The sequence below is a fragment of the Dactylosporangium sucinum genome (genome assembly GCF_014647515.1).
Lineage (GTDB): Bacteria > Actinomycetota > Actinomycetes > Mycobacteriales > Micromonosporaceae > Dactylosporangium > Dactylosporangium sucinum.
Genome location: NZ_BMPI01000044.1, coordinates 63,198 through 71,783 on the forward strand (window position 1 = coordinate 63,198; position 8,586 = coordinate 71,783).

Consider the following 8,586-nt stretch of genomic DNA (forward strand, 5'->3'; position numbering starts at 1 on the left):
GTTCCCGGCGGCTTGCCGAGGCCACGCACGGCGGAGTTGGGTACCGCGGTCACCGCCGATCGCGGTGGTGTCGCGGTCGGCACGCTGGTCTATCAGCGGCGGGTGGCGGCGGGTGAGCCGCTGCGGCTGGATCCGCGGCCGGGCCAGGTGCTGGGCCGCGACGAGTTGCTGGCCGGGATCGCCGGCCGGCTCGCCGGTGGTGTTGTGGCGCTGTGCGGGCTGGGCGGGGTGGGCAAGACGACGGCGGCGCTGGAGTACGCCTACCGGCATCTCGACGCGTATGCGCTGGTGTGGATGTTCCACGCCGAGGAGGCCACCGCACTGCTGGCGCAGTTCCACGACCTGGCCGAGCTGCTCGACCCGGCCGGCCTGCTGGACCGCGCCGATCCGGTCGCCCGCGTCCACGGCGCGCTGGCCCACCGGCCGGGGCGCTGGCTGCTGGTGTTCGACAACGTCCGCGACCGCGCGGCGGTGCGGCGCTGGCTCCCGCCGAAGGGCAACGGCCACACGCTGATCACGACCCAGGACGGTCACTGGCCTGCCAGCCAGGCCATTCATGTCGACGGACTGCGCCGGCAGGCCGCGGTGCAGTTCCTGCTCAACCAGGCCGGCGAGTACGACACGGCGTCGGCGGAGGCGATCGCGGACGAGCTCGGCGGGCTGCCCCTCGCGCTCGCCCAGGCGGGCGGATTCGTCGCCTCGACCGGGCGGAGCCTCGCCGAGTACCTGAACCTGCTGCAACACGAGCGGGCCGAGCTGCTCGGGCGGGGGGCGCCGACCGAGCACCGCACCTCCGTGGTCGCGACGTGGCGGCTGGCGTTCGAGGACCTGGCCGAGACGAACCCGGGTGCGATCGCGCTGCTGCGGCTGCTGTCCTGCCTCGCCCCCGAGGACATCCCGTTCCGGCTGTTGCTCGACGCGACCGCGCAGCTCCCGCCCGACCTCGCGCCGGCCGTAGCGTCCGACCTCCAGCAGCTCCGTGCCACCACGTTCGCCCTCGACGACGCGGTGGCCGGGCTTCGCCGGCACAGCCTGATCGGCCCACCCGGTGCGGTCGTGTCCGTGCACCGGCTGGTCCAGGCCGTCACCCTCGACCAGCTCACGCCCGACGAGCGTCAGGCGTGGCAGACCGCGGCGGCGGACCTGGTCGAGGCAGCGGTGCCGATCGACGTGAACGTCCGGGACGCCTGGCCGGTCTGCGCACAGCTCCTCCCACACGCCCTGGCCGTCCTCGACCCCATCGGCATGGCGATGTGGCGCCTCGCCAGATCCCTGGGCAACGCCGGCGACTACGCCACGGCCCACACCGTCTGGCAGACGCTCGCCGACGCCCACGAGACCAACCTCGGCCCCGACCACCCGGACACGCTGACCACCCGCGCCAACCTCGCCCGCTGGACGGGGTACGCGGGAGACGCCGCACGGGCCCGGGACCTGTACGCGGAGCTGCTCCCGGTGCGGGAGCGAGTCTCCGGCCCCGACCACCCGGACATGCTGACCGACCGCGCGAACCTCGCCTACTGGACGGGTGAGGCCGGGGATCCGGCACGGGCACGGGATCTCTTCGCGGAGCTGCTCCCGGTGCGGGAGCGAGTCTCCGGCCCGGACCACCAGAACACGCTGAACGCCCGCGCCAACCTCGCCCGCTGGACCGGGAACGCGGGGGACGCGGCGCGGGCCCGGGACCTGTTCGCGGAGCTGCTCCCGGTCCTGGAGCGAGTCAGCGGCGCCGACCACCCGGAGACGCTGACCGACCGCGCGAACCTCGCCTACTACACGGGTAGGGCCGGGGACGCGGAACGGGCCCGGGACCTCTTCGCGGAGCTGCTCCCGGTGCGGGAGCAAGTGTCCGGCCCCGACCACCCCAGCACGCTGATCACCCGCGCCAACCTCGCCCACTGGACGGGTGAGGCCGGGGACCCGGCACGGGCACGGGAGCTGTTCGCGGAGCTGCTCCCGGTACGGGAACGGGTCTCCGGCCCCGAGCACCCGGCAACCGTGACCGACCGCGCCAACCTCGCCCACTGGACCCGAATCGCCGACCAAGCCTGAATGAGCCGGAGGGCTCCGGTCCGGCTAGGGCGCCAGCAGGCCGCGCAGGACGCTGCGGATCAGGCGGTCGAAGAGGTCCGGCTCCGGGGGGTCGCCCGGGGTGGACAGGGCGGCCAGCAGGTGCGGGTGGGCCTGCTCCGTGGCCGCCGCGAAGAACGCCGACGGGTCGGCCGGGGCGGCGGCGGGCTGGGCGGCGAACAGCGAGACCAGGCCGGTCAGCACGCCCACCGCCTCCAGCTTCGCGGCGGTACCGCAGGAGAGCGGCGCCATCGTGCGCAGGCAGTGCTCGAAGTAGTCCATCGCCCGGGGGCCGTACGCACCGCGCCGCATCGCCGCCTGCAACAGCCAGGGGTGGCGGCGGTAGAGGGCCAGCTGCTGGTGGGCCAGCGCCACCAGGCCCTCCAGCCAGTCGCCGGACGGCGGGTCGGTGAGGTCCAGCTCCCCCAGGGCCGCGTCGACCATCAGGTCCAGCAGGTCGTCGCGGGAGGACAGGTAGCGGTACAGCGACGCCGCCGCCGTCCCCAGCTCCCCCGCGACGGCGCGCATCGTGGCCGCCTCCAGGCCGCCCGCGTCGGCCAGGCGCATCGCGGCCGCGGCGAGCTCCGCCCGGGAGTGCTCGGGCTGCGGGCCGCGGGTGCCGCGGTCGGGGCGGGCCCAGATCGGGCGGGTTGTCTCGGGCACAACCCCGAGTCTAAACTGCAAACAGCGTTCGCATTTTTAGGCAGAGGGGGAGATGGATGCGCTCCGAGAAGATCGCCGCCGGCATGACCGTCCACTCGGTCGGGCAGGGGCCGGGCATCGTGGTCCTGCACGGCGGGGGCATCACCTGGCGCGACTACCACCGGCTGACGGACGCGCTGGCCGGCCGGTTCACCGTCCACCTGTACAACCGGCGCGGCCGGGAGGACTCGCGGCCGCTCGACGGCACCGAGACGGCCCAGACCGACCTCGACGACCTCGCGGCGGTGCTGGAGCACACCGGCGCCCGCAACGTGTTCGGCCACAGCGGCGGCGGGTTCGTCGCGCTGCGCGCCGGGATCGCCGGCCTGCCGCTTCACCGCATCGCCGTGTACGACCCGGGGCTGTGCATCGACGGCAACCCGCCGTTCGGGTTCGTCGACGACGTGGAGCGGCTGGTGGCGGCGGGCGACACGCTCGGGGCCATGACGGCGATCGGCCGCGGCGCCGACGCGGACGGCACGGCCGGGAGGCTGCCGACGCCGGTCGCGCGGTTCGTCACCCGCGTCTTCCTGGCCACGCCGATCGGCAAGCGGATGGCCGGGCTGCTGCCGACCGTTCCCCCGGAGGTCCGGCGCATCGCGGACCACGACGGCCCCGCGTCGGACTACGCGGGGATCGATGCGGCGGTACTGCTGGCGGCCGGCGCCCGCAGCGCCCGCTACTTCACCGACAACTGCCGGGCGGTGGCGGCCGCCGTCCCGCGCGGCCGGGCGATCGTCATCCCGGGCTCGTCGCACAACGCGGCGAACGTCGCCCGCCCGCGGTTCGTGGCGCCCTTCGCGGCCTTCTTCGCGGGCGAGCGGGCGCAGGGCGCGGAGGACGGAGAGGGGCGCGGCGCGGCGAGGACGTGAGGAAGGCGGCGCGGGCGTGGGACGGAAGCTTATTGCGGCTCGGTGCGCAGCATCTTGCTCAGCGCGCGGACGGCGACGTCGCTCGGCGAGGCGGCCTCCCGGTTCACCTTCTGCAGCTCCCGGTAGACCTCCTCGCGGTGCACCTGGATGCTGCGCGGCGCCTTGATCCCCAGCCGCACCACGTCGCCGCGCACATCGAGCACGGTGACGACGACGTCGTCACCGACCATCACGCTTTCACCGGGACGTCGGGTCAGGACGAGCACGAGCCGCTCCTTCGCTGGGCGATACGCGAACAGTACCCGATTTGCCGGAACACCCGGGGAGGAACACTGCCGCGCCGCCCCGATCAGGCTACGAGCAGCCGCTGACGGACCGGCAGGCCGCTCTTGCCGAGCACGAGCTGGACCGCGCGGCGGCTGCGCTGGTCGAGCACGATCGGCGCCATGAGGTTGACGGTGGCGTGCTCGGCGCCGTCACCGGCGGTGACGACCAGCAACACCAGCACGTCGGCCTGGTCGCCCACGCCGAGCGCGGCGAGCGTGTCGTCGTCGACCTCGGGCGCGTAGTCGGGGAAGAACTGCGCCGGCGGCACCACGAGGAACCGCAGGCCGGTCGAGTCGACCGAGGTCAGCGCGTAGAGCATGCCGACCTCGTCGAGCCGCACGAGCACGAACCGCCGGTCGTCCGGGAAGCCGGGCATCGGCGCCACGAAGTCGATCACCGGCAACGTGGTGGTCTGCGGTCCCACGGTCGCGACGCTCATGTCTTCCTCACGGTGCTCGGGCCTAAGGCCTGTTTCATCACTGGGGCCGAGCTGCGGCGGGCCCCAGTGATGAAGCAGGCCTCAGCGCAGAAAGTCGACCAGCGACGGCTGGATGACCTTCGCGGTCGCGGCGAGCGCTGCCTGGTAGGCGGTCTGCTGCAGGGACAGCTCGGTGATGGTCTTCGGCAGGTCGATGTCCTCGACGTCGGACAGCTGGGCCCTCAGGTCGAGCACCCGGTTCTCCGCGGTCTGCTGCATCTGTGAAATCTGATTATATCGGGATCCAACCCCCGAAAGTGCCGACTGGACGCGTTTCTGCGCCGTGTCGATGTCCGCCAGGTCGGCCGACAGGCCGGCCGGATTGGTCCGCAGGTCGTTCGAGATCCGGCCGAGGATGGCGAAGACGGTGTTCGCGCCGGCGCCGAAGACCTGGTCGCCGCTCGTGTCGACGCGGACGTTGGCGTTGGCGCTGATCGTGCGGTTCACCTCGCCCTGGTCGCCCTGGTAGACGCCGCTGGCGTCGTAGGCGGCCGGGCCCGGGGTGGTGCCGCCGAAGATGGGGCGGTCGAGGTACGTGGTGTTGGCCAGGTCGATGAGCGACGAGCGCAGGTTGTCGACCTCCAGCGCGATCGCCTCGCGCGCCTCCGCGCTGCCGGACGAGCCGCTGGACAGGCCGGTGAGCACCAGCTCGCGGGCGCGCGTGATCTGGGTCGACGCGCTGGTCAACGCGGTGTCGGCCATGCTGAGCCAGCCCATCCCGTCGTCGGCGTTGCGCGAGTACTGGTTGAGCGTGGCCATGTCGCTGCGGTGCTGCATCGCGATGACCGCCCCACCGGGCGAGTCGGACGCGTGCTTGATGAGCTTGCCGCTGGACAGCTGGTCCTGCAACTGCTGGTTGCGGGACAGGTTCAGCTGCAGGTTGGCCAGCGTGTTCGTGGCCATCGAGCGTTCTGTGACGCGGAACCCGGGCATCCGTACCCCTCCTGCTGTCTATCGCTTCATGTTGATCAGCGTGTCCAGGGTGGTGTCGATGGTGCTGATCACCTTCGCCGCGGCCTCGTACGCACGCTGGAACTGGATCATGTTGGTCATCTCCTCGTCGAGGCTCACGCCCGACTCGGCCTGCTCCGCGGCCGTCACGTCCTCGGAGATGACCTGCTGCGCGTCCGCGCGCCGGTTGACCGTCTGCGCCTGGATGCCGATGTCGACGACGTAGTTGCGGTACGTCGCGTCGGCGCCGGCCGGGGCCTTGGCGATGTCGGCCATGCGGTTGGCGTTGTCGCCCTGGAACGGCGTGGCGTTCGTGCTCGACGCGGCGATCTTCGCCGGGTCGGTGATCGCCACCGCGATGTCCTTGGCGCTGGTGCCGCTGAAGAAGTCGCCGCCCGGCTGCGGCGCCGGCGTGGTCGCCGGCGGCACGACGGTGATGTCGAACCCCTGGTGGTGCTGGTCGTTGACGGTCTGGATGAGCACCGAGGCGACGTTGTCCAGCCCGTCGACCGCGTCCGGGATCGTCTGCGTGAGCGTCTCCATGTGCGAGGCGATCTTGCCGGTGGTGATCGAGGCGACGGGGTTGCCGCCGTCGGCGAACCGCACCTGCACCGGCGCGATCGTGCGCCCGTCGACCGTGGTGGTGCCGACCACCTGCAGGTTCCGCGTGGTGTCGCCCTGCACGATCATCGCGCCCGACAGCATGACGTCGACGGTGCCGTCGGTCTTGAGCCGCGCGGTCGCGCCGGTCAGCTCGGACAGCCGCAGCGCCAGCTGGTCGCGCTTGTCGGACAGCTCGTTCGTCGGCATGCCGGCCGTCTTGGCCAGGGCGATGCGGGCGTTGAGGTCGGCGACGCCGGCGCTGGTCTGGTTCACCACCTCGACGTCGGCGGCGAGCGCCTCGCGGGTCGCGCCGAACAGGTTGTCGAGGTTCTGCCGGGTGGTGCCCATCGTCGTGGTCACCGTGTTCGCGCGGGACAGCAGCGCGGTGCGGGCCGAGGCGTCGCCGGGCCGGTTGGCCACGTCCGACCAGGCCGCCCAGTACTCCGACAGCTGCGCCTGCAGCCCGGTGTCGGACGGCTCGCCGAGCGCCTGCTCGACGTTGGCGAACGCGGTGCGCTGGGCCTGGAGGTACTCGTTGAGGCCGTGCTCCGCGCGGGTCCGGTTGGTCATGAACTCGTTGTGCAGCCGGGTGACGTCGGTGATCTCGACGCCGTCGCCGGAGCCGCTGCTCGTCGACAAGCGCGCCGGGTCGGTGATCGCCTCGCGCGGCGACAGCTCGACCCGCTGGCGTGAGTAGCCCTCGGTGTTGACGTTGGCGATGTTCTGGCCGGTGAGGTCCAGGCCGCGCCGCTGCGCGTAGAGCGCCGAGAGCGCCGTGTTCAGGCCGGAGAACGTACTCATCTACATCGCCTCGTCAATCAGCCGGTTCCGGGCGGCGGCCGCGACCGTCTGCCCCTTCGGTCCGTAGGTCTCCACGGATCCCGCGACCGCCAGCAGGGTCTCCCGGGCCGCCCGCGCGCCGGTGGTCAGCAGGTCGCGGTTGGCCTCGGCCAGCGCGCTCACCTCGGCGGTCAGCGTCAGGAACGCCTGCCGGTGCTGGTTGAGCAGCTCCGACCAGGGCACGGGGGCCGCCTCGGCGAGCTGGGAGAGGCTCGGGTTGGGCCCGAGGCCGAGCGAGGCGCCGATCGCCTCCACCTCGGCGGCGCGCACCACCTCGGTCCGCCGGATCTCCTCGAGCACCACCTCGACCTCGCGGGTGGCGTGCGCCAGCCACCGGGTCCGCCCGGCGGACAGCACGAGCTGCTCCTCCTCCAGCTTGAACAGGAGCAGTTCGAGCATCTCGCGCTCACGCCACAGGATGCTCGCGAGATCCGCCAGCCCCATGCGTTCGCCCTTCTGCCGTTGTCGCGTTCGTGCCTCCAGGTCGGCAGCGCAGCGCCCGAGCTGAGCACAACCGGTTCGCAACTTTGCGCCACCCGGGGGCGCACCCGTGGCTTTCGAACCTGGTTCTCGACCAACCAAATCCCTGCCACGAAGAGGTTGCCGTGACCAGCACGATCGTCGACACCGAGTCCCTCGTCCGCAGCCACCTGCCGCTGGTGGGTCACCTGGTCCGCGAGATGCTGGGCCGCCTGCCCGCCCACGTGGCGCGGGAGGACCTGATCTCGGCCGGGATGGCGGCGCTGGCCGGCTCGGCGAAGTCGTTCGACCCCTCGCGCGGCATCCCGTTCGGCAGCTTCGCGACCCAGCGCATCCGCGGTGCCCTGCTCGACGAGCTGCGCGGCCTGGACTGGGCCAGCCGCTCGGTCCGCTCGCGGGCCCGCCGCGTCGAGACCGCCCAGCAGGAGCTGACCGCCGCCCTGGGCCGCACCCCCACGCCGGCCGAGCTGGCCGGGTCGCTCGGCATCGCCGTCGAGGAGCTCAAGAGCATCGACGACGACGTCCAGCGCGCCGTGGTGCTCTCCCTGCAGGGCTTCACGGCCGGCAGCGCCGAGGACCTGGTCCCGGAGCGCACCGCCGGCCCCGAGGACCTGATCCTGCACCGGGAGCGGATCGGGTACCTGCACCACGCCATCAGCGCGCTGCCGGAGCGCCTGCGGCACGTGGTCCAGGCCTACTTCTTCGACGAGCGCCCGATGAGCGACATCGCCGCCGAGCTCGGCGTCACCGAGTCCCGCATCAGCCAGCTCCGGGCGGAGGCCCTGGTGCTGCTGCGCGACGGCCTGAACAACCACCTGGACCCCGAGCTGCTCGACGGCCCCGCGCGGGCCGGCGGCTGCGTGGCCCGGCGCCGGGAGACCTACTACGCGCAGATCGCCGCCCAGGGCGGTCTCAGCGCCCGCCTCTCCGTCACCACTCCGATGGGCATGCCACGGACGGCCGCCTGAGTCGGAGGTCTCACCGGGTGTACCCCGGGAGCCGCGCACGGACGCACGGCGCGGCCGGAGCGCCACGGATGGCGCCTGATCGACCCGGCCGACAACAACCTGTTCGCAACCGAGTGCGACCTCTTGTGTACCCAAAGTGACAGAGGCTGTGACTTGCCGGACCTTCCGGACTTCACCCTTCTGCCACGTCTGCCACGAAGAGGTCGCCGTGACCACCACCACCCTCGACAGCCTCGTCCGCAGCCACCTGCCGCTCGTCGGCCACCTGGTGCGCGAGATGCTCGGCCGCCTGCCC

The 8,586-nt window shown here is 72.5% G+C and carries 9 protein-coding genes; 3 read left to right on the forward strand and 6 right to left on the reverse strand.

Features of this window, described 5'->3' with window-relative positions; translation table 11 throughout:
* The first annotated feature begins 12 nt into the window (after positions 1-12).
* Entirely contained in the window at positions 13-2,052 is a 2,040-nt protein-coding gene (locus IEZ31_RS36145; protein ID WP_190254577.1) for a tetratricopeptide repeat protein, read from the forward strand.
* A gap of 24 nt (positions 2,053-2,076) precedes the next feature.
* Here the strand turns inward: IEZ31_RS36145 and IEZ31_RS36150 are convergent, their stop codons facing one another.
* Positions 2,077-2,733, reverse strand: a complete 657-nt coding sequence (locus tag IEZ31_RS36150) for a TetR/AcrR family transcriptional regulator (protein ID WP_229836159.1) — start codon at positions 2,731-2,733, stop codon at positions 2,077-2,079.
* A 56-nt stretch (positions 2,734-2,789) separates the two neighbouring features.
* Here IEZ31_RS36150 and IEZ31_RS36155 point away from each other — a divergent pair, with 56 nt between their 5' ends.
* Positions 2,790-3,644 carry an alpha/beta fold hydrolase gene (locus tag IEZ31_RS36155; protein ID WP_190254578.1) on the forward strand — a complete coding sequence of 285 codons (855 nt, stop codon included), beginning with the start codon at positions 2,790-2,792 and terminating at the stop codon, positions 3,642-3,644.
* A 29-nt stretch (positions 3,645-3,673) separates the two neighbouring features.
* Here IEZ31_RS36155 and csrA read toward each other — a convergent pair whose 3' ends face one another.
* The 5 genes from csrA to IEZ31_RS36180 form a co-directional block, all read right to left on the reverse strand.
* Positions 3,674-3,910: a carbon storage regulator CsrA gene (csrA, locus tag IEZ31_RS36160; RefSeq protein WP_190254579.1), complete on the reverse strand. Its 237-nt coding sequence runs from the start codon at positions 3,908-3,910 to the stop codon at positions 3,674-3,676.
* Between the two features lie 83 nt (positions 3,911-3,993).
* On the reverse strand, positions 3,994-4,410 hold the full coding sequence (gene fliW, locus IEZ31_RS36165; RefSeq protein WP_190254580.1) for a flagellar assembly protein FliW: 417 nt from the start codon (positions 4,408-4,410) through the stop codon (positions 3,994-3,996).
* Positions 4,411-4,491: 81 nt separating this feature from the next.
* Complete coding sequence (flgL, locus tag IEZ31_RS36170) at positions 4,492-5,382, reverse strand: flagellar hook-associated protein FlgL (protein ID WP_190254581.1); 891 nt, start codon at positions 5,380-5,382, stop codon at positions 4,492-4,494.
* An 18-nt stretch (positions 5,383-5,400) separates the two neighbouring features.
* Entirely contained in the window at positions 5,401-6,804 is a 1,404-nt protein-coding gene (flgK, locus tag IEZ31_RS36175) for a flagellar hook-associated protein FlgK (RefSeq protein WP_190254582.1), read from the reverse strand.
* On the reverse strand, positions 6,805-7,287 hold the full coding sequence (locus IEZ31_RS36180; RefSeq protein ID WP_190254583.1) for a flagellar protein FlgN: 483 nt from the start codon (positions 7,285-7,287) through the stop codon (positions 6,805-6,807).
* 161 nt (positions 7,288-7,448) lie between these two features.
* Between IEZ31_RS36180 and IEZ31_RS36185 the strand changes: the two genes are divergently transcribed.
* Entirely contained in the window at positions 7,449-8,291 is an 843-nt protein-coding gene (locus IEZ31_RS36185; protein ID WP_190254584.1) for a sigma-70 family RNA polymerase sigma factor, read from the forward strand.
* The last annotated feature ends 295 nt before the right edge of the window (positions 8,292-8,586 follow it).

Excerpts from the sequence above, each read along its gene's own strand:
- IEZ31_RS36155 (WP_190254578.1), top strand. The coding sequence starts at position 2,790 with ATGCGCTCCGAGAAGATCGCCGCCGGCATGACCGTCCACTCGGTCGGG.
- fliW (WP_190254580.1), bottom strand. The coding sequence starts at position 4,410 with ATGAGCGTCGCGACCGTGGGACCGCAGACCACCACGTTGCCGGTGATC.
- flgL (WP_190254581.1), bottom strand. The coding sequence starts at position 5,382 with ATGCCCGGGTTCCGCGTCACAGAACGCTCGATGGCCACGAACACGCTG.
- flgK (WP_190254582.1), bottom strand. The coding sequence starts at position 6,804 with ATGAGTACGTTCTCCGGCCTGAACACGGCGCTCTCGGCGCTCTACGCG.
- IEZ31_RS36180 (WP_190254583.1), bottom strand. The coding sequence starts at position 7,287 with ATGGGGCTGGCGGATCTCGCGAGCATCCTGTGGCGTGAGCGCGAGATG.